The organism is Actinosynnema sp. NPDC020468, assembly GCF_040642015.1.
In the GTDB taxonomy this organism is placed as follows: domain Bacteria; phylum Actinomycetota; class Actinomycetes; order Mycobacteriales; family Pseudonocardiaceae; genus Actinosynnema.
In genome coordinates, this window is sequence record NZ_JBFAEO010000044.1 from 1 (window position 1) to 22,254 (window position 22,254).

The following is a 22,254-nucleotide window of genomic DNA, read 5'->3' on the forward strand; positions in this document are numbered from 1 at the left end:
GTCCGCGCGGATCCGGGCGACCCCGGCGCACGACCCCCGGCCTTCGGCGCACCACCGCCGGCCGAGCCGTGCGGGTCGCCCGGATCCCACGCCCCCGGGCGACCGCCGGTCAGGCGCCGCCGGGGATGGTCGGGTGGCGCTGGAAGAACACCGTCGCCTTCACGATGGCCTCCTTGACGCGCGCCGCCGCCCTGCCGGTCAGGATCAGCTCGCGCGGGCTGTCGTCCGGGCGCACGAACTGGATCAGGGCGTCGCGGCGCCCCAGGCTGACGCACTGGCTCACGTAGCCGAACCGGTGGGCGCGCGGCTCGGTGGTGCCCGCGACGGTCGCGGCCAGGGCCTTCATCGCGCGCTGGGCGGTCGGGAGCGCGGTGGCGCAGGCCATCCGCAGCTCCTGGCCGTCCCGGCGGCGCAGGGCGGCGGCGTCGCCCAGGCCGACGACCTCCGGGTGCGACACCGACCGCAGGTGCTCGTCCACGACCAGCCGGCCGTGCCCGTCCACCGCGAAACCGGCCTCCCGCGCCAGGTCCGGCACGGTGAAACCCGCCGTCCACACCACCGCGTCGGCCGGCACCACCTCGTCGCCGAGTTCTACCCCGTCCGCGCGCACCCCGGTGACCCGGACGTGCTCGCGCACCTCGATCGACAACCCGGCGAACACCCGGCGCAGGTACGCCCTGCCCTTCACCGACAGGCCGGGACCCACCTCGCCGCCGGTCACCAGCACCACCCGGACGCCTGGGTGCGACTCGGCGATCTCGGTGGCGGCCTCGATCCCCGTGAGGCCGCCACCGGTCACCACGACCCGGCTCGCCGACGCGAGTCGGGCGCGCAGGGCCACCGCCTGGTCCCACGACGCGACGGTGAACGCGTGTTCCCGCGCGCCGGGCACCCGGTCCAGGTCCGCGCGGCTGCCCAGGGCGTAGACCAGCCGGTCGTAGGCCAGTGCGCCGCCCTCCAGCCGCACCTTCCGCTCCTCCGGGTCGACGCCGACGACCCGGTCCACCACCAGTCGCACACCCGTGCCGCGCAGGAGTTCCGCGAGCGGGTGTCCTTTCAGGTCCTGACCGCTCGCGAGCTGGTGCAGGCGCACCCGCTCCACGAAGTGGTCCCGCTCGTTCACGAGGGTGACCTCCGCGTCGGTCCACCTCGCGGCCTGCTTCGCGGCGCTCAGGCCCGCGTACCCCGCACCGACGACCACGATCCGCTGTGCCATGTCCGTCTCCTTCGGCTCGTCACACGACAGTGGAGCGAGACCCGGCGGAGGTTCGTGACAGCCTGTTCCTGTGATCCGGGTTACCCACACCTCAGGGCTGGAACCGAGTCTGCTGCCGGTGCTGCGCCAACTGCTCGACGAGGCGTTCGACGGCGACTTCTCCGACGACGACTGGGACCACTCGTTGGGCGGGGTGCACGCGCTCGTCTACGACGGCGCGGACCTCGTCGGGCACGGCGCCGTCGTGCAGCGGCGCCTGCTGCACGGCGGGAAGTCGTTGCGCACCGGGTACGTCGAGGGGGTCGCGGTGCGGGCCGACGCCCGGCGGCGCGGGCACGGCGCGACGGTCATGGCGGCGCTGGAGGACGTGGTGCGCCGCGGCTACGTCCTCGGCGCGCTCGCCGCGGCCGAGGACGCCGTGGCCTTCTACGCCGGACGCGGGTGGCTGCGCTGGCGCGGCCCGTCCTCGGTGCTCGGTCCGCGCGGGGTCGAGCGGACCGAGGACGACGACGGCGCGCTGTTCGTGCTGCCGGTCGCGGTGCGGCCGGACCTCGACGGCCCGCTGGTGTGCGACTGGCGGGACGGCGACGTGTGGTGACCGCCCGGCCCGGGTGATCACGCGCTCGGCGGCACCGCCGCGCTGGACGGCGGGGTGGTGGTCGTGGTCGTCGTCGTGGTGGTGGACGACGACGTGGTCGGCGGGTCCCAGGACACCGGCGGGTTGCTCTGCGGCCTGCTGGTCTCGGGTTGCGGCGTCGCCGTCGTGGTCGTCGCCAGGGTCGGCGCCTTCGCGGGCGCCGACGCGGGTGGCGCGGCGCCGTCCGGGCGGTGCGCCTCGACCGACGTCGACACGGTGATCACGATCGTGGAGGTGCTGCCGTCCGGCGCGACCGACGTCGACGTGGACGTGGTGATCTCCGCCCTCGGCTCGGGTGTCGGCTCGGCCTTCGGGCGGTCGCCGCCGGACAGGATGGACGCGAACGTCGCCATCACGGTGGCCACCACGACGCCGCCGACCGCGAGCAGCAGCACCGCCGTCGTCCTCTTCCTCGGCGGGACGGCCGGATCTTCCTCGTACACACCATCTCCCTGTGGGGACCGGTCAGGTGTCCGAGGTATCGGCGGTGGAGGGTGATCACCTCACAGGTGGGGCGACTTCTCACCCCATCGTGGCAAGCACCGCACCCGCGCCGTCAATCCGTCGTTTGGCGCAACCGCTCAGCCGGTCGTCGGATCGGGCTCGACCGTCGAGGTGTGCTGGGTGGTCGTGGTGACCACCGGCGGCACCGTCGTGGTGGTCGTCGGCGTCGGCTTGGTGGTGGTCACGACCGGCGGGCGCGGCGTGGTGGTGGTCGTCGTGACGACCACCGGCGGCACCGGGGTGTCCTCGACCGTGGTGGTCGTGGTGGTGCCGTCCGGCCGGGTCACCGTGGTGACCTTGAAGACCTTCGTCGTGGTGGTGGTCGCCTCGGCGGCCGAGGTCTCCGCGCTGGTCGACGCGGGCGCCGAGGACGTCGAGCCGGTCGCGGAGGACGTGCGGGTGACGGTGGTCAGGGACTCCCGGTTGACCACGTCCTCGCGCGGCGTCGGCGCGGCGGGCGCGGCCTTCTCCGCCGGGGTGGCCAGCGACGCGACGGCGGCGAAGATCGTCGCGACCAGGACACCCGACGCGGCGAGCAGGACGTGCGGTGAAATCCGCGGCCTGGCGCGGTCCGGCTCCGGCGCCTCGTAGATCCCGTCGCTCACGCGTTCTCCTCCTAGCGCCCGAAGTCCTGGGTCCAGTACCAGCCGCGGGTGTCGAGCCCGACCCCGATCGCGGCGAACGAGCAGTTCAGGATGTTGCGGCGGTGCCCGTCGGAGTTCATCCACGCGGACATGACGTCCTCCGCGCTCCGCTGGCCCCGCGCGATGTTCTCACCCGCGGGGCTCGGGTACCCGGCGTCGGTCACCCGGGCGGCGAAGTCCTTGCCCTCCGGCGTGTCGTGCGAGAAGTAGCCGCGCGCCGCCATGTCCGCGCTGTGCCCCTGGGCGGCGGTCGTGAGCCGGTCGTCGACCCGCACCGCCGGGCAGCCGGCGGCCTCGCGCGCCTCGTTGACCAGGTCGACCACCCGGGCGGCCAGCGGCGACCCGGTCGGCGCCGGCGGCGTCGTGGTGGTCGTCGTCGGCGGCGCGGTGGTCGTGGTCGACGCGGTCGTCGTCGTGGTCGGCGCGGTGGTGGTGGTCGTGGTGGTGGGTGCGACGGTGGTGGTCGGCGGTGCCGTGGTGGCGGCCGGGACCTCGTCGGTCGTGGTCGGCGCGGGCCGGTCGGTGCCGACGCCGCCCGCGCTGCTGCCGGGGTCCTCGCCTGCCGTCACTCGACCAGGTGACACGAACGGGGCGAGCTGCGCGGGGCTCGCGAAGGCGACTCCGGTGGCTCCGGCCGCTCCGAGCAGCAGGCCGACGAGCACACCGATCACCGATCGGTTACCGCGTCGCGCAGTCACGGTCGCGCACCGTACCACTATCGGGTGAAGTGCCAGGATGATCGACGTGGCTGGTGCAGAACAGGACGTGCGGCTCACCGCGTGGGTGCGCGGACACGTGCAGGGTGTCGGATTCCGGTGGTGGACGCGGGCCAGGGCGCTCGAGCTCGGTCTGGTGGGCTCGGCGTCGAACCTCGCGGACGGTCGGGTCGAGGTCAACGCGGAGGGTCCCGAGGAGCGGTGCCGGGAACTGCTCGCGCACCTCAGGTCGGGCCGCTCGCCCGGACGGGTGGACTCGGTGGTCGAGCGCTGGTCGGAGGCACGGGGCGGCGCGAGCGGTTTCGTGGAGCGTTGAACGCCGGGCGTGCCGGTGGCGTAGTACTTCGATGTGGACCGTGGCGAGGATGTGGTCAGGCAGCTGTACGGCCGCTGGCGCGGTCCGCTGCACGGCTACGTGCTGCGGATGGTCGGGGGTGACCACCAGCACGCCGAGGACATCGTCCAGGAGACGCTGCTGCGGGCGTGGAAGCATGTGGACGAGCTGTCGCCCGACCAGGCGGGTCCGTGGCTGTACACGGTGGCGCGCAACCTGGTGATCTCCGGCTTCCGCCGCCGCGGCGGCCGCAACAACGAGGTCCCGATCGAGCCGGGCGACCTGCCGCCGGTCGCCGACGAGGTGGAGCACGTCCTGCAGAGCTGGCAGATCGCCGAGGCGCTCCGCGCGCTCAGCCCCGACCACCGGGCCGTGGTGGTGGAGCTGTACTACCGGCGGCGCACGGTGGCCGAGGCCGCGGCGGTGCTCGGCGTGCCGCCGGGCACCGTGAAGTCGCGGTGCTTCTACGCCCTGCGCGCGATGCGGGACGCGTTGGAGGAACGGGGGGTGACCGAGTCGTGAGTTGCAACCAGACGGTGGCGCTCGGCGCCTACCTGCTCGGCTCGCTCGAACCGGGGGACCGCTCGACCTTCGAGCGGCACCTCGGCACGGGGTGCGACACGTGCCGGCGGGAGATGATCCGGCTCGCGCCGCTGCCGGGCCTGCTCTCCCAGGTGCGGCTGGAGGACGTGCTCGACCCGCTGGTCGAGGTGCCGGACGTGGTGGAGCCGCTGCCGCCGGGCGAGGCCGACGAGGCCGACGAGCCGGTCGCGGGCCGCCGGCGTCGGTGGCCGCTGCTGGTCGGCGCGGCGGTGCTGGTGGTCGTCCTGGTCGGCGCGCTGGTGGCGACGTGGCCGAAGCCCGCGGCGCCGGACCAGGCCGTGACGTGGCGGGCCCGCGACGGTGGCACGGGCGTCAGCGCGGAGGCCGACCTGGTGCGCAAGAGCTGGGGCACGGAGCTGTGGGTGAGCATGCGCAACGTGCCGAAGGACGCGCGCTGCAAGCTCGTCGTGCACGACCGCGACGGGCGCACCGAGGTGGGTGGCTGGTGGGGCACCGACCACGCCGAGGACGAGCGGATCCCGGGCTCCACGTCGTTCCCGTTCGACCGGATCGAGCGGTTGGACGTGGTGGTGGACATGCAGGTGCTGGTGTCGGTCCGACCATGATCGCGCTGGTCAGCGCGGCCCCGCCTCCGACTGCCACCGCGAGTTCACGGGTACTCTGCCCGGCGTGCACCTCAAGAGCCTGACGCTGAAGGGGTTCAAGTCCTTCGCCTCGGCGACCACCCTGCGCTTCGAACCCGGCATCACCTGCGTCGTCGGGCCGAACGGGTCGGGCAAGTCCAACGTGCTGGACGCGTTGCGCTGGGTCATGGGCACGCAGGGCGCGAAGGACCTGCGCGGCGGCAAGATGGAGGACGTCATCTTCGCCGGCACGTCCGGCCGCGCGCCGCTCGGTCGCGCCGAGGTGACGCTGACCATCGACAACTCCGACGGCGCGCTGCCGATCGAGTACACCGAGGTGTCGATCACCCGCCGGATGTTCCGCGAGGGTGCCACCGAGTACGAGATCAACGGCAACTCGTGCCGGCTCATGGACATCCAGGAACTGCTGTCGGACTCCGGCATCGGCCGCGAGATGCACGTGATCGTCGGCCAGGGTCAGCTCGCCGCGATCCTCGAGTCCAAGCCGGAGGAGCGCCGGGCGTTCGTGGAGGAGGCCGCCGGCGTCCTGAAGCACCGCAAGCGCAAGGAGAAGGCGCTGCGCAAGCTCGAGGCGATGCAGGCGAACCTGACCCGCCTCACCGACCTCACCGCCGAGTTGCGCCGCCAGCTCAAGCCGCTGGGCAAGCAGGCCGAGATCGCCCGGCGGGCGCAGGCCGTGCAGTCCGAGCTGCGGGACTCCCGGATGCGGTTGCTCGCCGACGACCTGGTGACCCGGCGCGAGGCACTGGCGCGCGAGGAGCAGGACGAGGCGGTGGCCCGCGCCCGGCGCGCCGAGGTCGAGAAGTCGTTGCAGCAGGCCCAGGTCCAGCAGAACGAGCTGGAGGAGCAGGTCGCGCTGGACTCGCCGAAGCTCCAGCGCGCGCAGGACACCTGGTACCGGTTGTCCGCGCTGGAGGAGCGGTTGCGCGGCACGGTGCGGCTGGCCGTCGAGCGCGAGCGGCACCTGTCGGCGTCGGTGGACGCGCCGCGCGGCGGCCGTGATCCCGACGAGCTGGACGAGGAGGCCGAGCAGACCGCGCAGCTCGAGCTGGAACTCCAGGAAGCCGTGACGGAGGCCCGGATCGGGCTGGCCGAGGCCGTCGAGACGCGGGCCGAGCTGGAGCGCATGGTGTCCGCCGCGGAGAAGGCGCACCTGGCCGCCGTGCGGGCGATCGCGGACCGGCGGGAGGGGTTGGCCCGGCTGTCCGGTCAGGTCGAGGCGTTGCGGTCCAAGAACAACGCGACCGCGGACGAGGTCGAGCGGCTGTCGGTGGCGCTGGCCGAGGCGGTCGAGCGGTCCGAGGTGGTGCGGCAGGAGTTGGCGCAGGCCCAGGAGGTCACCGGCACCGAGGACGAGGACGACGAGGGCGTCGACGAACGGCACCGGCTGGCCGTCGAGGCGGACGGCGCGGCCCGGGCGCGGGTCGAGGAGCTGGTCAGGGCCGAACGGACCGCGGAGCGCGACATCGCGTCGTGGAAGGCGCGCGTCGACGCGCTGTCGCTGGGGTTGACCCGCAAGGACGGCGCGGGCGCGTTGCTGGCGTCCCGGCTGCCCGGCCTGCTGGGCTCGGTGGCGGCTTTGCTGACCGTGGAGGCGGGCGCGGAGGTCGCGCTGGCGGCCGCGCTGGGTCCGATCGCGGACGCGGTGGCGGTGGCGTCGGGTTCGGACGCGGTGGCGGCGCTGGAGTTGTTGAAGGAGCAGGACGGCGGTCGGGCCGGGCTGCTGGTCGGCGGGTTCGGCGCGGTGGACCGGTCGGGGTGGCCCGTGCTGCCGGCGGGCGCGCGGTGGGCGGTGGACCTGGTGCACGCGCCCGAGGCGTTGCGGCCGGCGTTGCACCGGGCGTTGGAACGGCTGGCCGTGGTGGACGAGCTGGGTACGGCGCGGGAGCTGGTGGAGACCTGGCCCGCGGTGCGCGCGGTGACCCGCGAGGGCGACGTGCTGGGCGCGGACTGGGCGGTCGGCGGGTCGCAGCGCAGCCAGAGCGTCATCGAGGTGCAGGCCGCGGTGGACGAGGCGTCGGAGAAGCTCGCGCTGGCGGAACGGGCGTTCGAGCACGCGTCGGCGTCGCTGGAGGGCGCGCGGGCCGAGCAGCAGGCGCGCCGGTCCGAGGTGTCCGGGTTGAAGGAGCAGCTGAACGAGGCCAAGGTGCGGCGCGCGCGGTCCTCGGAGCGGTTGAACCGGCTGGCGTCGGCGGTGCGGTCGGCGCAGGCCGAGGTGGACCGGGCGCGGGCGCAGCGGGAGAAGGTCGAGTCGGCGCGCGAGGAGAACCTGCTCCGCTTGGCGGAGTTGGAGGAACGGCTCCTGGTCGCGCAGGAGCAGCCGCTGGACGACGAGCCCGACACGTCCCACCGGGACGAGGCCGCCGCGGAGCTGGCGTCCTCGCGGCAGTCCGAGATGGACGCGCGGTTGGCGTTGCGGACGGCCGAGGAGCGGGCGCGGGCGTTGCAGGGCAAGGCGGAGGGGTTGCGCCGGGCGGCGCGGGCCGAGCGGGAGGCCAGGGAACGCGCCCAGCGCGCGCACGCGGCCCGGGCCCGGGGCGCGGTGGTGGCGAAGGTCGTGGTGCGCGGCGGCGAGGTGGCCCTGGAGCACATCGCGGTGTCGCTGGCGCGGGCCGAGCGCGAGCGGGACGCGGCGCAGGAGCGCAAGGCGCAGCGCGAGACGTTCCTGGCGCAGGTGCGCGGGTTGGTGCGGGAGATGTCGGGCGAGCTGGAGAAGCTGACCGACGCCGTGCACCGGGACGAGGTGCTGCGCGCCGAGCAGCGGCTGCGGATCGAGCAGTTGGAGACCAAGGTCGCCGAGGAGTTCGGCATCGGGTTGGAGGACCTGGTCGCCGAGTACGGCCCGGACGTGTTCATCCCGCCGTCGCAGCAGGAGGTCGCCGAGTACCAGGCGGCCAAGGAGCGCGGCGAGGCGGTCACCGCGCCCCAGCCGATCCCGTTCGACCGGGACACCCAGACCCGCCGGGCGAAGCGGGCCGAGCGCGACCTGTCGTTGCTGGGCAAGGTGAACCCGTTGGCGCTGGAGGAGTTCGCGGCGCTGGAGGAGCGCTACAAGTTCCTGTCCAACCAGCTGGAGGACATCAAGGCGACCCGACGCGACCTGCTGACCGTGGTGAAGGAGGTCGACGACAAGATCCTGGAGGTCTTCACGCTGGCCTACGAGGACGTGGCGCGGGAGTTCGAGGTCGTGTTCAAGGTCCTGTTCCCCGGCGGCGAGGGCCGGCTCGTGCTGACCGAGCCGGACGACATGCTGACCACCGGCATCGAGCTGGAGGCCCGCCCGCCGGGCAAGAAGGTCAAGCGGCTGTCGCTGCTGTCCGGTGGTGAGAAGTCGTTGGCGGCGGTGGCGATGCTGGTCGCGATCTTCCGCGCCCGGCCCTCGCCGTTCTACGTGATGGACGAGGTCGAGGCGGCGTTGGACGACACCAACCTGCACCGGCTGATCGGGTTGTTCGAGCAGCTGCGCGAGCGGTCGCAGCTGCTGATCATCACCCACCAGAAGCCGACGATGGAGATCGCGGACGCGCTCTACGGGGTGTCGATGCGCGGCGACGGCATCAGCCAGGTGATCTCGCAGCGGTTGCGCGGCACGGAGAACACCAAGCCGGCCAAGCCGAGGCCCGCACCGTCCACTGAGGACACTCCGGCCGTGGAGGCCCCCGCTACGGCGTGAGCACGACCTTGCCCCTGGCGCGCCACGTGGCCAGGTGGTCGAACGCCTCGACCGCGTCGGCCAGGGGGAAGACGCGGTCCACCACCGGGGTCACCGCGTCGGTGGCGACGAGGGCGCGCAGCGTCTCCAGGTCGGCCCGCGACGGGAGCGAGACGAAGACGCGGATCCGCTGGCTGGTGACGAGGTTCAGGGCCAGGGCCTTCGCCACGCCGCGCAGGTTGCCGATCCAGTCGCCCGCGCGGCCGCCGACCAGGACCAGGGTCCCGTTCCTCGTCACGGCCCGGCGCAGCGCGGTCAGGGTGTGGTTGTTCGCGATGTCCAGCAGCGCGTCGTGGCGCACGCCGGCGCGGGTGAAGTCGGTGGTCGTGTAGTCGACCACGTGGTCCGCGCCGAGCGAGCGCACCAGGTCGGCGTTGCGGCCACTGCACACCGCCGTCACCTCCGCGCCGCGCGCCTTGGCCAGTTGCACGGCGAACGTGCCGATGCCACCCGAGGCGCCGTTGACCAGGACCGTGCTCCCGGCCGTCACCCCGGCGCGGTCGAGGGCGTGCAGGGCGGTGACGCCGGCCATCACCAGGCCGCCCGCCTGGTCGAAGGTGAGGCGGGAAGGCTTGTGCGCCAAGCGGTCCGGTGTGGTCACCGCGTGCTCGGCGAACGCGCCCGCGCACCAGCCGAACACCTCGTCGCCCACGGCGAACGCGGTCACGTCCCGGCCGACGGCCTCGACCACGCCCGCGACGTCGCTGCCGCGCACCGGCACCCGCGGCCGGCGGAAGCCGAAGGCGGGACGCGCGATGTACGGGGTGCCGGTCATGGTCAGCAGGTCCGCGGTGTTGAGCCCGGCCGCGCGGACCCGGACCAGCACGTCGCCCGCGCCGCACGTCGGCGTCGGCACGTCGTCGCGCACCACCAGTTCCCGGTAGCGGGTCTGCGTCGCGGCTCTCATCCGACGCTCCGCAGGATCTGCTCGATCGACGCCGTGCGGGTGCGCAGCTCGGCGACGTCCGCGGCGGCGCGCTGCTGCGCGTCCAGGGTGCCGGACGCGAGCTGCTCGTAGCGGTCCACCAGGTGCCGCAACGCGTCCGCCTGCGCGGCGGCGGTTTTGAGCTTCCTCAGGTCCAGGAACGCCTGGAACAGGTACAGGACGACGATCATCGCCACGACCAGCACGCCCAGCGTGGTGATCGCCTCCGGCCAGGTGCTCATCAGGACTGCTCCTTGGGTGCGGGACCCTTCGCCGGGTCCGAGAGGGTGCGCGCCGCCCGTGCCAGCGTCGACGCGGTCAGTCGCAGGTCGAAGTCGGCGACCTCGAAGTACTTCATGGCCTTGCCGTCCTCGGACAGCTCCAGGCTGCCGACGACCAGTCCGGCCGCCTCCAGGCGCTGGAGGTGCATGTGGAGGAGGGGTCTGCTGACGCCGATCACCCGGGCGAGGTTGCTGACGTAGTCGCGACCGCCCGCGAGCGTCGCGACGATCCGCAGCCGCAGCGGGTTGGCCAGCGCGGCGAGCGCCTCCACCAGTTGGTCGCCCGTCGGCTCCGTCATGCCGCTCCTTCACGTGTAAGAAAACTCTTACAGGTGAAACCGTAGCACGACACCCGGTCGGGCCGGGAGGTCTCAGCGCTTGCGGTAGGCGAAACCCGTGCGGTAGGCCCAGACCACGGCCTGGGTGCGGTCGCGGACGTCCAGTTTCGCCAGCAGGTGCTTGATGTGCGTCTTCACCGTCTCCACCGACAGGTGCAGCGACCGGGCGATCTCCGGGTTGGACAGGCCCTCGGCCAGCGCCCGCAGCACGTCCGCCTCGCGCTCGGTCAGCCGCACCGCACGCACGTGGTCCGGGTCGGTGCGGGCCGCGTAGCCCTCGAACAGCCTGCGGGTCACCGACGGGGACACCACGGCGTCGCCCGCGGCCACCGCGCGGATGCCGACGACCAGTTCCTCCGGTGTGGCCCGCTTGAGCAGGAAACCGTCCGCGCCGGCCGCGATCGCGTCGTCCACGACCTCGTCCAGGTCGAACGTGGTCAGCACCAGCACCCTCGGCCGCCCGGCGAGGCCCATCAGCTCGCGGGTCGCGGACACCCCGTCGCGGACCGGCATGCGGATGTCCATCACCACCACGTCCGGCCGCACCGCCGCGCACAGCCGCACGGCCTCCTGCCCGTCGGCCGCCTCGCCCACCACCGCGATGTCGCCCTCGGCCTGGAGCAACGCCTTGAGGCCGCCGCGCACCAGGCGGTCGTCGTCGGCCAGCACCACCCGGATCACGGGCGGGCCGGCAGGGTCGCGCGCACCCGGAAACCGCCGTCGAACGGGCCCGCCTCGAACGTGCCGCCCTCCAGCCTCGCCCGCTCGCGCATGTTCACCAGGCCCCGGCCGGGCGTCGGCGCGGGCAGGTGCCGCGCCTCGTTCACGACCTCCAGCACCACGTCGTCGCCGACCCGGGTCAGCTCGACGTCGATCCGGCCGCCCTCGGTGTGCCGCAACGCGTTCGTCACCGCCTCCTGCACGATCCGACTTACCGCGCGGGCGGTGCCGGGACCCACGTCCAGGTCCGCCGCGGACAGCCGCAGCTCCCGTCCGGCGGCGCGCACCTGCGCGGCCAGCGCGGTCAGGTCCGGCGGCGGGTCGTCGCCGTGCACCACGCGCAGCAGCCGGTCCAGCTCGCCCAGCGCGTCCCGGCCCACGGTCTCGATGTGCTCCAACGCCTCCCGGGCGAACGCCGGGTTGTCGTCGAACACCCGCCGGCCCACACCGGCCTGCATCACCATGACGTTCACCGCGTGCCCGAGCGCGTCGTGCAGCTCGCGGGCCAGCCTGGTGCGCTCCTCGGCGAGCACCCGGGCCCGCTCGGCCTCCGCGTACGCCCGCCTGGTGCGCGCCGCGTCGCCCGCGACGGTGGAGATCAGGAAGCACATCGTCACGCCGAACACCTCGGTGGCGCCCACCGGCGCGGCGTCGAACACGGCGTACCCGGCCACCGCGAGCACGGTGAACGCCGAGCCGACCAGCCGGTGCCCCCAGCCGTAGCCCGCGAACACGGTGAACGTGGCGATCCACGCGGGCCACTGCACGATCGTCGGCGCGTAGCCCGCCACCGCGTTCACCACCACCAGCGCGCAGGTCGCCGCCAGCACCGGCAGCGGCGCGACCTGCCGCCACGCGAGGCACAGCGCGGAGGCGACGGCGAGGGCCAACCCGAGGCCGCCCAGCGCCCGGTACGGCGGCTCGGAGTCGATCAGGGCGGTGGCGGCGACGGACGCGACCACCAGCGCGAGGGCGAGCGCGAGGTCGTTGCGGCGGGGCATGGCTCATGGTGCACCGCGTGCCACCGCCCGGGTCAACGCTCGAAAGGTGATGGCTCCTCCCTCGACCGAGGGAGATGCGTCCACCGTCGTGAGTGGCGACGGCGCCGAGCCCGCTGCCTACGTTCGGTGCCATGGCACAGGCGGTGGTGCCGCGCGGTCGTACCGGGCGCGCGGTGGGTGTGTGGTGGTTGGCCCTGACGGCCGGCGCGTTCGCGGTGTACGCGCCTCTCCCCTATCTGACCGACGGACTCCAGGCGATGGCCTCGGGGGACGGCGGGCTCGCGGCGCACTACGCCGCGCAGCCCACCTGGGTGCAGGTGGTCCTGTACGTGCACATGATCTGTAGCGGCACCGCGCTGCTGCTCTCCCCGGTCCAGCTGTCGTCCCGGGTCCGGCGGCGCACGCCGCGGACGCACCGGGTGGTCGGCCGGATCACGTTCGGCGCGCTGGTCGGCGGCGGCACGGCGGGCGCGCTGCTGGCGCCGTTCAGCGTCGCGGGCGCGCTCGGCACGGCCGGGTTCGGGCTGCTGGCCGTGCTGTCGGTGGTGTTCCCGGTGCTGGGGCTGCGGTCGGCGTTGCGCGGCGACCTGGCGCAGCACCGCCGGTGGATGATCCGCGCGTTCGCGTTGATCTACGCCGGCGTGATGCTGCGCCTGGGCCTCATCGTGGTGGTGGCGAGCACCGGGTGGGACTTCGACCGGGCGTACCTGCTGATGCCGTTCGGCTCCTGGGTGCCGAACCTGCTGGTCGCCGAGTTCGTGCTGTGGCGCTCTAGCGCGCGTCGAGCCGCGCGGCTTCCTCGGGGGTAGGCGCGGTGCCGCCGAGGTGGGCGGGCTGCCACCACCGGCCCTCGCCGGCCTCGGGGTAGCGGGCCTGAGCGTCGTCCACGAGCGACTGGAGCCGCTCGTGGAGTTCGGCGTCGGTGGTGGCGGGCGGCAGGGGCTCGCCGACCACGATGGTCACCGGCACGTGCCGCTGGGTCAGGTGCCGCGGCCGGCCCTTGGTCCACAGCCGCTGGGTGCCCCACAGGGCCACCGGCAGCAGCGGCACGCCCGCCTCGGCGGCCAGTCGGGTCGCGCCGCTCTTGATGTCCTTGACCCGGAACGACCGGCTGATGGTCGCCTCCGGGAAGATGCCGACCACCTCGCCTGCCCGCAGCGCGGTCAGCGCCTGCTGGTAGGACGCCTGACCGGCCGAGCGGTCGACCGGGATGTGGTGCATGCCGCGCATGAGGGGCCCGGACACCCGGTTGCGGAACACCGAGTCCTTGGCCATGAACCGCACGAGCCGGCGCGCGGGCTGCGCGCCGAACCCGGCGAAGACGAAGTCGAGGTAGCTGACGTGGTTGGAGGCCAGGACGGCCCCGCCGGTGGTCGGCACGTGCTGCGCGCCGTCCACGGTGATGCGCAGGTCGAGCACGCGGAACAGGAGCTTGGCCGCGGCGATCACCGGCGGGTACACGCGTTCTGGCATGAACCCAACGGTACGCTACTGGCCGGTAACCGTCTCCTCGCGCTCACGGACGACCTTGGGCACGCCCGCCAGGTCCTCGTCGTTGCACAGCAACTTGAGGTTGTAGTACGGGGAACCCTTGGTGTCGTCGTAGTCGAGGTGCACCGCGATCACGTCGACCGGCTCGCCCAACCAGTCCTGGGTCTGCCGGAGCCAGGACGCCGCCCGCTCCAGGGCCGTCGGCAGGTCGTCGTCGCTGAAGTCCACCGGGCGGTACGGGACTTCCTGGACCTTGTCCCGCTGGTTCGAGGGCATCGGCAGGTCGACGGCAACTCCGCTGTCGTTGAGTTCGAGTTGGATCGTTTCCTCGCTCACTCCAGAGAGGGTCCACCACCCCCGGTCGCGCGGCAAGCCCGTGCCGGTCACCCGGGCAGCACCGGCAACTCGCTCAACCCGCTCACCAACACCCGGCGCCACGGCAGCTCCTCCGCGGGCTTTGCCAGGCGCAGCCGGGGAAAGCGGGTCGACAGCGCCCACAGCGTCTCCTGCAACTCGATCCGGGCCAGCTGCGCGCCGAGGCAGAAGTGGGCTCCGACACCGAGCGCCAGGTGCTGGTTCGGCGTGCGCTCCAGGTCCAGCTCGTCGGGGTTCGGGAACGCGCGCGGGTCGCGGTTGGCCGAGCCGATCGAGGCCATCACGCCCTCGCCCGCGCGGATCGCCACGCCCGCGATCTCCACGTCCTCCAGCGCGACCCGCAGCTGACCCACCTCGCTCAGCCTGGTGAACCGCAGCAGCTCCTCGACCGCGCTCGGCACCAGGTCCGGCCGCCGCGCCAGCCGGTCCCAGTGCGCCGGGTCGCGCAGCAGCGTCGCGACGAAGCTGGTGATCTGGTTGGCCGACGTCTCGTGCCCCGCCACCAGCAGGTTCAGCCCGAACGCGACCAGTTCCGACTCGGTCAGGTCGGTTCGGCACAGGTCGTCGAGCAGGTCCTCGGACGCGGGCGCGCGCAGCTTCGCGGCCACCAGCCCGGCCATGTAGTCGAGCAGGCTCGTCATCGCCGCCTCGACCCGGACCTGCTCGGACATCTCCATGCTGTAGGCGAGCTCGGTCCAGCCCCGGAACGTCTCGCGGTCCTCGTACGGCACGCCCAGCAGGGTGCAGATGACCTGGATCGGCAGCGGCAGCGCGACCAGTTGCCGCAGGTCCGCGTGGTCGCCGGCCCGCGCGACGTCCTCGGCGAGACCGTCGGCGAGCTCCCGCACCCACGGCCGGGTCAGCTCGATCCGGCGGTGCGCGAACGCGCCGGAGACGAGCTTGCGCAGCCGGGTGTGCTCGGGCGGGTCGGTCGTCGGCAGGGTGCCGGGCAGCGGCTTGGACACGCCCACCCGCGGCGCGTCCTCGGCCACCACGCCCGCCCGGGAGAACCGCGGGTCGGCCAGCACCAGCTTCACGTCGTCGTACCGGGTGACCAGCCACACCACCGCGCCCGCCAGCGTGCGGACCCGGATCACCGGCGCCTCGTCGCGCAGGCGTTCCCAGGTGGGGGAGGGGTCGAAGGAGAAGGCGTCGGCGAACGGGATGTCCAGGACCTCTTCCGTCATGCCCCTGACGCTAGGAGCCGAGGGGCTCGCAAGGCCAGCGCCAATCGGTGCGCCGGGGTCGACGCGGCCCGGTCGTCGGCCCGGAACAGCGTTGCCCCGGCGCGGTGTGCGGGACGCGCGTTGGGCCGAAGGGGTGACACCGGCGGCGGGGTCGCGGCCCGCCGCCGTGCCGCCGGCCCGGAGTTTCGTCACCCCGCGCGGCGGTTCGCCGACCCGCGTTCCGTCCGGTGCGCGCCGGTCCGGGTCACGCCGGGGGTCGTGGTCGTCCGGTCGCGGTCGGGCGGTGGCGCGGCGGCACCGCGTGCGGGGCATCGGCCCCGGTCACGCCGTCGGCGTCCACGACGGAAAACTCCCTCGCGTTCGTCTCCCCCCGCGAGTGACTATTCCGGGCATGTACGACATCCGTTTCGCCACCCCCGACGACCTGGCCGAGGTGCCGGCCCTGATCGTCGGGCTCCAAGCCGACTCCGCGCACCACATCGGCTACCTCGGTGAGACGGTCGCGGACGTCGAGGCGGCGTTCGCCGACCTCGAACCCGACTGGGCGTCCCGCACCGCGGTCGCCGTGGACGACGGCGGCAGGCTGTGCGGCCTGCTCACCGTCGAACTCGACGCCGACCTCGGCCGGGCGTTCCTGCACGGCCCGTTCGTCGACGTGCCGGTGAACCACCCGGCGGGCAGCCGGATCTGGGACGGCACGGCCGACGCCCTCTACGCCCTCGCCGAGCCGCTGTTCGCGGGCGTCGCCGACCGGGAGGTGTTCGGGCACACCCGGCACCGGCGGCTGGAGGCCTTCGCCGCGCGCCACGGGTTCGCCTCCGGGCGACCGTCGGACGTCTTCCTCATCGACGGCGACGGGTTGCGCGCGCTGCTGCTGCGCGAGGCCGGGTGCCCCCGGACCGGACCCGCCCGCGAGATGCGCGTGCTGCCAACCGACGCAGCGGTGCACGAAGCCGTTGCCGTGTTGCACGAACGGTGCTTCCCGAACAGCTACCTCAGCGGTCGGCGACTGGTCGACGGCGACGACCGGCACACCGTGGTCGTCGCGATGGACGGCGAGCGGGTCCTCGGCTACGCCGCCGGCAAGGCCGAGCCCGGCGAGTACTACCTCGACTTCGTGGCCGTGGAACCGGACGCGCGCGGGCAGGGTGTGGGCGCTGCGCTGGCCACCGAACTGGTCTGGAAACTCGCCGAGCGGTTCGGCGCCCGGTCCCAGGCCGCGGCCACCGTGCTCGGCGGCAACTCGTCCTCCCAACGGATGTTCGACCGCCTCGGATTTCGTTTGCACCTTGAACTCATCGCCTACCGATCGAGTGTGCCGGCCTGACCGGAAATCCGTCGTCCTACTGCATTCGAGTGTTCCCCGAATCCGTTCCGAAACGGAATCCGGGATCCGTCGACTTCCCCGGTGCGAGACGGGGAGTCGACTTCCGGCTGGTATGAACCAATTCCGGTGACCGGGCTTCCCCGTCGTGCGCGCACATCGAACCGGCACGATTCGAGAAAGCAGGGCACCGGATGAAGAGGGTCATTCGTGCGACACTCGCCGCCACGTCGGTGATCGCACTCGGGTGGGCGGCCACGACGGTCGCCGCGGCCGCGCCCGACCGCGGCGCGGAACCGACGTCGGACGTCGCCTCGGCGGTCCGGCGGGACCTCGGGCTCACCCCCGAGCAGGCCGGCAGACGGGCCACCGCGCAGGACCGGGCGGACCGGGTGGACGACCGGCTCGCCGCGAGCCTCGGCCCGGCGTTCGGCGGCGCCTACTTCGACGCGGCGTCCGGCCTGCTGGTGGTCGGCGTGACGGACGCGGGGCAGGTCGCGGCGGTCACCGCGGCCGGCGCGCGGGCCAGGGTCGTCGGGCACGGGCTCGCCGAGTTGGACGCGATCAAGGACGCGCTGGACGTCGAGTCCGGTCGGGTGTTCGACGGCAAGCGCGCCGTGCAGGGCAAACCGGCGACCGACGCGGTGAAGGGCCTGGTCTCGTGGTCCGTGGACGCCGAGTCGAACGCGGTCGTGGTGACCGCGCTGCGCACCGGCTCGCAGGACGCGGTGTCCCGGCTGGCGAAGCACGGTGACGCGGTGAAGGTCGAGTACACCGACGCCGCGCCGCGGACCGCCGCGTTCCTCGACGGCGGCGACGAGCTGAACTACCCGGCGGGCGGCTGCTCGGCGGGCTTCGACCTGCGCAACCCCGGCACCGGCGCGCGCTACCTGCTCACCGCGGGCCACTGTGGTCCGGCGGGCTCGGTGGTGCGCGGCCAGGGCAACGTGGTGATCGGCACCGTCGCGTCGGCGTACTACCCGACCTACGACGACGCGCTGATCACCGTCACCAACACCGGCGCGTGGACCCAGGGCCCGTGGGTCGACGTCAACCCGTCCAACGGCGGCGTGGTGGTCGTCTCCGGCTACTCCGACTCGCCGGTGGGCACCGCGATCTGCAAGTCCGGCCGCACGACCAGGCTGACCTGCGGCTCGATCACCGCGAAGAACGAGACCGTCACCTACGTCGGCGGCCAGACCGTCTACAACCTCACCCGGCACAACGCGTGCGTCGAGCCCGGCGACTCCGGCGGCGCGACCTTCCGCAACTCCGGCACCCGGACCGCGGAGGGCGTGACCAGCGGCGCCCTGCTCTACCTCACCCCGATCGGGACGTTGCGCTGCGGCCAGGCCGTGGGCGCGGCGACCGTGTCCTGGTCCTACCCGGCGGCGATCAGCGTGCCGTTCTACACCGCCGTGTACGGCGCCTCGCTCTGGTAAGGCGCGCTCAGAGGCGGCCGGCCGGGAGGCGGACCCCGGCCGGTCGCCGCAGCGACAGCAGACCGCCCACGACGAGCGTCACCAGCACCCCCAGCGGCGGGTACCAGGGATAGGCCAACGCCTTTCCGTCGACGTCCACCGCGAGGATGACGAACGCCATCACGACGACCGTGGCGACGAACGCCACCACGGCGTCGGCCTGTCGTGCCCGGCGGAAAAGAAGACCGAGCAGGAAAGCGCCCAACAACGCGCCGTAGGTGAACCCGGAAATGGACAAACCCTGTTCCACGATGGGGTTGCCGCGCCGGGTGAAAGTGGCGAACAAACCGGCGAACACGATCAGCAGCACGGCCCACACCGCGGTCCAGAGCCGGCCCTGCCGGAACACCTCGGCCTCGGTCAGCTCGCGCCGCACCACGCGTTGCACGACGTCGGTGACGGTCGAGGACGCGAGCGCGCCCAACGACGAGCTGAGCGCGGCCGCCAGGATGCCCGCGATCACGAACCCGGACAGCCCCGACGGCAGCTCCCGGACGATGAAGTTCGCGAACAGCTCGTCGTTGTTGGCGAGCCCGAGGTCGGTCACCGGGTTCGCGCCCCGGTAGAACGCCCACAGCAGCACGCCGATCACCAGGAACAGCGCGAACTGGAGGATCACCACCACACCGCTCGCGATCAGCGCCTTGCGCGCGGCCCGCACCTCGCGGGTGGCCATCAGCCGCTGCACGATCAACTGGTCGGCGCCGTGCGAGGCCATGGACAGCACGGCACCGCCGATCAACGCGGTCGGCAGCGCGTACGGCGAGGTCAGCGGGTTCGCGTCCAGGTCGAGCACGCGGAACTTGCCCGCGTCGACCGCCGTGGCGAACCAGCCGTCGGGCAGCTTCCCGGCCAGCACCGCGATCACCACGACCGCGCCCAGCACGTACCAGAGCATCTGGATCGCGTCGACCCACACGACCGCGCGCACGCCGCCGAGGAAGCTGTAGACCACCATCGCCACGCCCAGCACGGCCACGATCGCCCAGTACGACGCGGTGACGCCGTAGGCGGCGAGCACCACCTTGACCGGGATGGCGGTGGCGAACAGCCGCAGCCCGTCCGCGAGCAGCCGGGTGATCAGGAACGTCACCGACGCGGTGCCCTGCACGCCCGCGCCGAACCGCTTGCCGAGGTACCCGTAGGCGGTGATCAGGTCGCCCGCGACGTAGCGGGGCAGCAGCACGAACGCCACCACGACCCGGCCGACCAGGTAGCCGAACGCCAGGGACAGGAACGTCATCGTGCCGCCGTACGCGACCGTGGGCACGCTCAGCACGGTGAGCGTGGAGGTCTCCGCGGACACGACCGACACGCACACGACCCACCAGGAGATCCGGCGCTCGCTGACGAAGTAGTCGGCGGACGACCGCTGCCGGCCGCCGATCCACACCCCCAGCAGGGGCATGCCGACCAGGAACAGCACGATGATCCCGACGTCAAGTGCGCGCACGGTTACCTCCGACGGTCAGTCCGGTCACGGTGGCGGTCGGCGGCCCTCCGCCGGTGGTGGTCGGCCGCGGGCCGGGCAGGTCCACCCGCGCGCCGCGCCGGATCAGGAACCCGAGCACGGCGGCGGCGTAGGGCCGGGTCGCGGCGGAGGGCAGGCCGAACTCCTCGCTCGCGCGCAGCGGGATCCGCTCGGCGAGCAGGCGGGTCAGCACCGGGTTGCGCAACCCGCCGCCGGAGCCGACGACCAGGCGCGTGCCGGCGCACCCGTCGGCGATCAGGTCCGCGGTGAACGCGGTCAGCGTGGCCAGGAAGTCCTCGGCCTGGACGGTGAGCCCCTCGGCGACCCGGTCGAGGTGGGCCCGGTCGTGGTCGGTCGAGCCCGGTCGGCCGACGTCCGCGCGCAGCCGGGCGAGCAGGTCGGCGCGGACCCGGCCGCGCGCGGCGAACTCGCCGTCGGTGTCCCGGGTCCGCCGTCCGCCGGTGAGCACGGTCATCGCCACGTCGGTGAGCGCGGTGCCGGGGCCGAGGTCGACCGCGGTCACGTCGTCGGCGGTCACCAGGGTCGCGGAGGCGACGCGCCCGACGCGCAGCGCCGCGGCCGGCACCCGGTCGCGCAGCCACAGCGCGTCCACCACGGCGGTCGGCGGCAGCCCGCGACCACCGGGCACCGCGAGGTCGGCGACCGCGGTCAGACCGGTGGCTTCGGCGATCCACGCGGGGTCGGGCGCCGGCGCGGTCGGACGGCGGTCCCGGGGTGCGGGCCGGTCGAGCCACCCGACCAGCTCACCCCCGTGCCGCGCGGCCACCTCCTCGAGCAGCCCGGCGCGGGCCGAGTCGCTGGTCGCGGTGGTGTGCCGGGCGTGGTGGACGGGGTCGAGGCGGACCACGTCGCCCTCGATCGCGAGGTCGCCGACGGCCACGTCGACGGTGTCCGCCGACGAGCCCGGGACCACTCCGATCACCCTCACGCACTGTGTCCTATTCCACACCGTCCGCCGGCGCAAGAGTCTCGGTGGGAGAGTTTCCGATCGGCGGAGCAGCTCGTGGGTTGATCACATGACGGACCGTGCGAGGATTGCCGCGTGTCCACCACGACCCTGATCTGGATCTTCGTCGTCGTCGCGGCCCTGCTGGCGGTCGCCCTCGTGACGGGCGTCGTGCTGTCCCGGAAGCGGCGGATCAGCCTCACCGAGCCCGAGGAGGCCAAGCCCGTCAAGGGCGGCTACCGGGCGGGCGGCGGCTTCAGCTTCAACCAGACCGACGAGGCGCCGGCCGAACCGGTCGACGCCGAGCCCGAGCCCGCGCCGGTCGAGCCCCGGCCGGTCGAGCCCCGGCCGGCGGAACCCGCGCCGGTCGAGCACCCGGTGGCCGAGCGGACCGAGGTCGACGGCCAGCCCGGTGTCGGCGACGACGCCGCGGTGCCGCGCGATTCGGTCAAGCGCGGTTTCGTGGAGGTCGACCTGCCCGAGCGGGCCTCGGAGATCGACGAGATCGAACCGACCTCGGGCCGGCTGGAACGGTTGCGCGGCAGGCTTTCCCGGTCCCGCTCCACGTTCGGCCAGGGCCTGCTCGGCCTGCTCGGCGCGGGCGACCTGGACGAGGACTCGTGGACCGACGTCGAGGACACGCTTCTCGTGGCCGACCTCGGCGCGGGCATCACCGACCAGATCGTGTCCACGCTGCGCGAGCAGATCGTGGCGCGCGGCGTGCGCACGTCCGAGCAGGCGCGGGCGCTGCTCAAGGACGTGCTGACCACCGCGCTGCACCCGGAGATGGACCGCTCGGTGCACGCCCTGCCGCACGCGGGCAAGCCGGCCGTCGTGCTGGTGGTCGGCGTCAACGGGGTGGGCAAGACGACCACCACCGGCAAGCTCGCCCGGGTGCTGGTGGCCGACGGTCGCACGGTGCTGCTGGGCGCGGCCGACACGTTCCGCGCCGCCGCCGCCGACCAGTTGGAGACCTGGGGTTCCCGGGTCGGCGCGGCGACCGTGCGCGGCGCGGAGGGCGCGGACCCGGCGTCGGTGGCGTTCGAGGCGGTGAAGCGGGGTGTCGGCGACGGCGTCGACACGGTGCTGGTCGACACGGCGGGCCGGCTGCACACCAAGACCGGCCTGATGGACGAACTGGGCAAGGTCAAGCGGGTGGTCGAGAAGCAGGCCGAGGTGGACGAGGTGCTGCTGGTGCTCGACGCGACCACCGGGCAGAACGGGTTGACCCAGGCCCGGGTCTTCGCCGAGGTGGTCAACGTGACCGGCATCGTGCTGACCAAGCTCGACGGCACGGCCAAGGGCGGCATCGTGTTCCAGGTGCAGCGCGAGCTGGGCGTGCCGGTGAAGCTGGTGGGCCTGGGCGAGGGCGCCGACGACCTGGCCCCGTTCGAGCCGGCCGCGTTCGTCGACGCCCTCCTGGGCTAAACCCCGGGGCAGCGGTGCCAGCACTCCTTGGCCTGCTGCCCCGGCAACCGGTGGAAGTGCAGCGGCGCGAGGTCGACCGACCGGGCGGGCACCGGCCAGCTCGCCCGGTTGGTCGCCCGCACCCGCGCACCGGGGTAGGCCAGCCGGTGCGCGGCGATCAGGTCGAACACCCACTGCGGCCGGTCGTCGCCCTCGGGACGCGGCGCGGGTTCGGTCTCGGTGTCGTCGCACCACCGGCCCACGACGTGCGAGTCGTCCCAGTGGAGCGTCAGCGTGCGGCCTGCGTGAGTCACG

Annotated in this window: 24 protein-coding genes; 9 read left to right on the top strand and 15 right to left on the bottom strand. The window is 73.5% G+C overall.

All coding sequences use genetic code 11. The features are described from left to right. Positions 1 to 109: 109 nt before the first annotated feature. The gene (locus AB0G50_RS27025) at positions 110 to 1,216 is read right to left on the bottom strand and encodes an FAD-dependent oxidoreductase (protein ID WP_360113546.1); all 1,107 of its coding nucleotides are present in this window, start codon (positions 1,214 to 1,216) and stop codon (positions 110 to 112) included. 70 nt (positions 1,217 to 1,286) lie between these two features. Between AB0G50_RS27025 and AB0G50_RS27030 the strand changes: the two genes are divergently transcribed. Beyond that, entirely contained in the window at positions 1,287 to 1,814 is a 528-nt protein-coding gene (locus AB0G50_RS27030) for a GNAT family N-acetyltransferase (protein ID WP_360113548.1), read from the top strand. Positions 1,815 to 1,831: 17 nt separating this feature from the next. On the opposite strand, the gene AB0G50_RS27035 is transcribed toward AB0G50_RS27030, so the two are convergent. From AB0G50_RS27035 to AB0G50_RS27045, 3 genes are all read right to left on the bottom strand, one after another. Then, a complete protein-coding gene (locus tag AB0G50_RS27035; protein ID WP_360113550.1) occupies positions 1,832 to 2,296 on the bottom strand; it encodes a hypothetical protein in 465 nt (154 codons plus the stop codon). A 138-nt stretch (positions 2,297 to 2,434) separates the two neighbouring features. After that, positions 2,435 to 2,962 (bottom strand): hypothetical protein, encoded by a 528-nt coding sequence (locus tag AB0G50_RS27040; RefSeq protein WP_360113552.1) that lies wholly within the window; start codon positions 2,960 to 2,962, stop codon positions 2,435 to 2,437. Positions 2,963 to 2,973: 11 nt separating this feature from the next. Beyond that, on the bottom strand, positions 2,974 to 3,570 hold the full coding sequence (locus AB0G50_RS27045; protein WP_360113554.1) for a CAP domain-containing protein: 597 nt from the start codon (positions 3,568 to 3,570) through the stop codon (positions 2,974 to 2,976). A gap of 166 nt (positions 3,571 to 3,736) precedes the next feature. On the opposite strand from AB0G50_RS27045, the gene AB0G50_RS27050 reads away from it, so the two are divergent. The 4 genes from AB0G50_RS27050 (at position 3,737) to smc (ending at position 8,932) form a co-directional block, all read left to right on the top strand. Next, positions 3,737 to 4,033 carry an acylphosphatase gene (locus AB0G50_RS27050; RefSeq protein WP_360113556.1) on the top strand — a complete coding sequence of 99 codons (297 nt, stop codon included), beginning with the start codon at positions 3,737 to 3,739 and terminating at the stop codon, positions 4,031 to 4,033. Between the two features lie 51 nt (positions 4,034 to 4,084). Beyond that, positions 4,085 to 4,573 carry a sigma-70 family RNA polymerase sigma factor gene (locus AB0G50_RS27055; RefSeq protein WP_360113558.1) on the top strand — a complete coding sequence of 163 codons (489 nt, stop codon included), beginning with the start codon at positions 4,085 to 4,087 and terminating at the stop codon, positions 4,571 to 4,573. Beyond that, positions 4,570 to 5,220, top strand: a complete 651-nt coding sequence (locus tag AB0G50_RS27060; protein ID WP_360113560.1) for a zf-HC2 domain-containing protein — start codon at positions 4,570 to 4,572, stop codon at positions 5,218 to 5,220. Before AB0G50_RS27055 ends, AB0G50_RS27060 begins: the two co-directional genes overlap by 4 nt. Positions 5,221 to 5,284: 64 nt before the next feature. After that, a complete protein-coding gene (gene smc / locus AB0G50_RS27065; protein ID WP_360113562.1) occupies positions 5,285 to 8,932 on the top strand; it encodes a chromosome segregation protein SMC in 3,648 nt (1,215 codons plus the stop codon). Here the strand turns inward: smc and AB0G50_RS27070 are convergent. The 5 genes from AB0G50_RS27070 to AB0G50_RS27090 all read right to left on the bottom strand — a co-directional run bounded on the left by AB0G50_RS27070 (position 8,922) and on the right by AB0G50_RS27090 (position 12,236). Beyond that, on the bottom strand, positions 8,922 to 9,878 hold the full coding sequence (locus AB0G50_RS27070; RefSeq protein WP_360113564.1) for an NAD(P)-dependent alcohol dehydrogenase: 957 nt from the start codon (positions 9,876 to 9,878) through the stop codon (positions 8,922 to 8,924). The genes smc and AB0G50_RS27070 overlap by 11 nt on opposite strands. Then, positions 9,875 to 10,138 (bottom strand): hypothetical protein, encoded by a 264-nt coding sequence (locus tag AB0G50_RS27075; RefSeq protein WP_360113566.1) that lies wholly within the window; start codon positions 10,136 to 10,138, stop codon positions 9,875 to 9,877. Before AB0G50_RS27075 ends, AB0G50_RS27070 begins: the two co-directional genes overlap by 4 nt. Then, positions 10,138 to 10,476 (bottom strand): winged helix-turn-helix domain-containing protein, encoded by a 339-nt coding sequence (locus AB0G50_RS27080; RefSeq protein ID WP_360113568.1) that lies wholly within the window; start codon positions 10,474 to 10,476, stop codon positions 10,138 to 10,140. Before AB0G50_RS27080 ends, AB0G50_RS27075 begins: the two co-directional genes overlap by 1 nt. Before the next feature lie 72 nt (positions 10,477 to 10,548). Then, complete coding sequence (locus AB0G50_RS27085; protein ID WP_360113570.1) at positions 10,549 to 11,196, bottom strand: response regulator transcription factor; 648 nt, start codon at positions 11,194 to 11,196, stop codon at positions 10,549 to 10,551. Continuing rightward, positions 11,193 to 12,236: a histidine kinase gene (locus tag AB0G50_RS27090; protein WP_360113572.1), complete on the bottom strand. Its 1,044-nt coding sequence runs from the start codon at positions 12,234 to 12,236 to the stop codon at positions 11,193 to 11,195. Before AB0G50_RS27090 ends, AB0G50_RS27085 begins: the two co-directional genes overlap by 4 nt. Before the next feature lie 131 nt (positions 12,237 to 12,367). Here AB0G50_RS27090 and AB0G50_RS27095 point away from each other — a divergent pair, with 131 nt between their 5' ends. Further along, a complete protein-coding gene (locus tag AB0G50_RS27095; RefSeq protein ID WP_360113574.1) occupies positions 12,368 to 13,045 on the top strand; it encodes a DUF2306 domain-containing protein in 678 nt (225 codons plus the stop codon). Here the strand turns inward: AB0G50_RS27095 and AB0G50_RS27100 are convergent. Genes AB0G50_RS27100 through AB0G50_RS27110 form a run of 3 tightly spaced genes read right to left on the bottom strand, consistent with a single transcriptional unit; the run spans position 13,008 to position 15,289 of the window. Then, a complete protein-coding gene (locus AB0G50_RS27100; RefSeq protein WP_360113575.1) occupies positions 13,008 to 13,709 on the bottom strand; it encodes a lysophospholipid acyltransferase family protein in 702 nt (233 codons plus the stop codon). The two genes, AB0G50_RS27095 and AB0G50_RS27100, sit on opposite strands and share 38 nt — an antisense overlap. 15 nt (positions 13,710 to 13,724) lie before the next feature. After that, positions 13,725 to 14,063 (bottom strand): hypothetical protein, encoded by a 339-nt coding sequence (locus tag AB0G50_RS27105; protein WP_360113577.1) that lies wholly within the window; start codon positions 14,061 to 14,063, stop codon positions 13,725 to 13,727. A gap of 47 nt (positions 14,064 to 14,110) precedes the next feature. Next, a complete protein-coding gene (locus AB0G50_RS27110; protein WP_360113579.1) occupies positions 14,111 to 15,289 on the bottom strand; it encodes a cytochrome P450 in 1,179 nt (392 codons plus the stop codon). 391 nt (positions 15,290 to 15,680) lie between these two features. On the opposite strand from AB0G50_RS27110, the gene AB0G50_RS27115 reads away from it, so the two are divergent. Further along, positions 15,681 to 16,616 carry a GNAT family N-acetyltransferase gene (locus AB0G50_RS27115; protein ID WP_360113581.1) on the top strand — a complete coding sequence of 312 codons (936 nt, stop codon included), beginning with the start codon at positions 15,681 to 15,683 and terminating at the stop codon, positions 16,614 to 16,616. 191 nt (positions 16,617 to 16,807) lie between these two features. Next, entirely contained in the window at positions 16,808 to 18,055 is a 1,248-nt protein-coding gene (locus AB0G50_RS27120; RefSeq protein WP_360113583.1) for a S1 family peptidase, read from the top strand. Positions 18,056 to 18,062: 7 nt separating this feature from the next. Here AB0G50_RS27120 and AB0G50_RS27125 read toward each other — a convergent pair whose 3' ends face one another. Both AB0G50_RS27125 and AB0G50_RS27130 read right to left on the bottom strand, forming a co-directional pair. Continuing rightward, positions 18,063 to 19,547 (bottom strand): sodium:solute symporter, encoded by a 1,485-nt coding sequence (locus AB0G50_RS27125; RefSeq protein WP_360113585.1) that lies wholly within the window; start codon positions 19,545 to 19,547, stop codon positions 18,063 to 18,065. Beyond that, positions 19,534 to 20,508 carry an anhydro-N-acetylmuramic acid kinase gene (locus AB0G50_RS27130; RefSeq protein WP_360113587.1) on the bottom strand — a complete coding sequence of 325 codons (975 nt, stop codon included), beginning with the start codon at positions 20,506 to 20,508 and terminating at the stop codon, positions 19,534 to 19,536. The genes AB0G50_RS27125 and AB0G50_RS27130 overlap by 14 nt, the downstream gene beginning before the upstream one ends. A 120-nt stretch (positions 20,509 to 20,628) precedes the next feature. Here AB0G50_RS27130 and ftsY point away from each other — a divergent pair, with 120 nt between their 5' ends. After that, on the top strand, positions 20,629 to 21,960 hold the full coding sequence (gene ftsY / locus AB0G50_RS27135) for a signal recognition particle-docking protein FtsY (RefSeq protein ID WP_360113589.1): 1,332 nt from the start codon (positions 20,629 to 20,631) through the stop codon (positions 21,958 to 21,960). Here ftsY and AB0G50_RS27140 read toward each other — a convergent pair. Then, the gene (locus AB0G50_RS27140; protein ID WP_360113591.1) at positions 21,957 to 22,253 is read right to left on the bottom strand and encodes a hypothetical protein; all 297 of its coding nucleotides are present in this window, start codon (positions 22,251 to 22,253) and stop codon (positions 21,957 to 21,959) included. The genes ftsY and AB0G50_RS27140 overlap by 4 nt on opposite strands. Between the last annotated feature and the right edge of the window lies 1 nt (position 22,254).